This is a genomic window from Xenorhabdus sp. SGI240 (assembly GCF_040081915.1).
GTDB lineage: Bacteria > Pseudomonadota > Gammaproteobacteria > Enterobacterales > Enterobacteriaceae > Xenorhabdus > Xenorhabdus bakwenae.
In genome coordinates, this window is sequence record NZ_JBEBMB010000144.1 from 1 (window position 1) to 2277 (window position 2277).

Below are 2277 nucleotides of genomic sequence, written 5' to 3' on the forward strand. Positions count from 1 at the left end.
TCCCGAAGGTTGTCGCTTAGATGTCCGTGTTCAGATGCCGGAAGATTCGGTGTGGAATTTGGGGCAGGGGAAAAGTGAAGCGTAAAATAAACCCGCAGAAATTACGGGTTTAAATGGTTAGCTCAGAATTAAGCGGCTCTGACTATGTAATTGAATGCTATGTTGCGAGGGCGTACACGAAATGATGCCAATGCTGCTCTACCTCCTGCTGTCAGCCTAGTGGTTAGGTACGAATCAGATGATGCATATACAGCATCATCAAAATCTTGAGCCATGAAATCCGTAATATCAGCATCCTCTGTTTTGTACGCGCTTATTGGTGGTGAGACTAATACTCCTATTGCATCTTTGGAGGGTTGATTGGGATTTGTGGGGAGATCTTTATAAGTAAAGACTGATGGCAGCATGGTTGCCTTTTGTTTAGATAGCAATGTACGTCCCGGGTCAATTGCACCTCCCGTATCTAATCCACGAATAAATTCCCCTCTCAAATCAGGCAATACACCAGATGGATAAGCAAGCGCAAGTTTCGGATATCTTGCTGTATCAAACGATTCACCATTGCATATCAGCCAACCTTCAGGTGGATTCTCTGTCGGCCAAGGAACGGGAACACCAATGGGTAAAGCTAAATTGGCATTTTCATTTGCAATATTAGCAAGGTTGCTTGCATTATCAGCCTTATTATTTGCTGTACTGGCAAGATTGTTTGCACCGCTAGCAGTTTGATTAGCTGTATTCGCCAAATCATATGCGGCTTTAACAGCTTTTGGTGTAGCCGCCATCGTTTCACTACCACTTACATTATTACTCAGAACTACAAAACCCTTATCTTGCAGTGTTGCATCTGGATGGTTGCGGCTTTGGGCGTGCTCTTCGATTGCTTCTTTGATTGAATCTTTGACATATTCCGGAGTCGGAACGACAACAAGGCCGTCATCTTCTAAGACTTGTGTTTCAGATTTTTTATCTTGCATAGTTATTCCCTCATTTCATCAACAATACATTGCTAAATAACATGAAGGCGGTGAGATACTGCTCCGCCTGTGAACATCAATAAAATCGGTTCATCAATACTGGAGAGTACGGCTTGATTAACTTTAATGGGTGAGATACATGTTTTGATGACAGGATGACATAAAATGACAGATGGTGAATTAATGAAATTTATCATATGACTGATAAAACTTAGCATACTAAAAGCGGGATTCCCCGTCTTTATAACCCCTTGATTTAATTGAATTCTCGCTCAATGCAGGAAATAAGTTAAATCAACGACTTAGCTAAAGGTGGGATATCACACCTTTAATTCAGCATTCTTCCGTTTCAAACGGAGGGATGAATTAACTCTAGGGGTTCCTTGAGGTTGAGAGGTCCTATTGTCGAGGTCATTAGCTCAGTGACCTCGAAGAATACCGTAGTCCTCACTTTGGACTACCCGATAATTTCGGGTTGGTTGTCTTGCTATATGGGACAAGAACTGACCCTCTTAAAGTGGGTCAGTTTGAGCGCCGAAAATATCGGTATGCAAAAAGGTGATTATTTGTGCCGACGAAAATCGTCGCTGCAAAATCCAATGTCCGAAAATCGGACTTTGCCCAGTTCATCAGGGATTGCGCAAGATTTGTGCGTAAATATTATTTACTCGCAGAATTTGTACACCTCATTAAGGGTTGCACAAACTTTCCGCGTATCATTTAGCGACGCGGTTAATTTGCGACTGACAGTTAGTCAGGTACAAAAAGAAAAGGTATAGAGGAAATCACCATACCTAAAGTGGGATATCACACTTTGAAGATGGTTGGAATTTCAACCATGATTCAGATTTGAGCCATCTACGGCAACTATAGGGATTTCCTCTATAGTTGATTACCCTGAGAGTTAAAGGGCAGATTCCCGCCCTTTGGGGAATTCTTCTTCTTTCTACTGCATAAGTTTGTTGAATTTTTCATGCAGTGATTGCGGGTACAGCTCCGTGTATACCTGCCATAATACATTCAGTGAGCGATGACCTGTGACTTGCGCGACTTCTTCAATTGAGAACCCAGCCTCAAACAAGCGACTTGCCCCTTCCCGGCGTAGATCATGGTAGCGGAGGTCTTCAATGCCTAGTTTGACGCATGCCCTGTGAAATCCTTGAGATATACTTAACGCGATGCTCGACTTTTATGATGAGTTGAAATGACATAGCCGCTCCTTTATAACTTTAAGTCGTCAAAAATAGAGAAATAAAGGAACAAAAGGCCATGTCACAACAAGATTTTATCATTTGGGTGT

Annotated in this window: 1 protein-coding gene and 1 pseudogene; both read right to left on the reverse strand. The window is 42.2% G+C overall.

The features are described from left to right. Window positions 1–128: 128 nt before the first annotated feature. Window positions 129–977 carry a phage tail protein gene (locus ABLA76_RS17595; RefSeq protein WP_348988896.1) on the reverse strand — a complete coding sequence of 283 codons (849 nt, stop codon included), beginning with the start codon at window positions 975–977 and terminating at the stop codon, window positions 129–131. Between the two features lie 946 nt (window positions 978–1923). Beyond that, a pseudogene (locus tag ABLA76_RS17600) lies at window positions 1924–2148 on the reverse strand (tyrosine-type recombinase/integrase); the annotation flags it as partial. Between the last annotated feature and the right edge of the window lie 129 nt (window positions 2149–2277).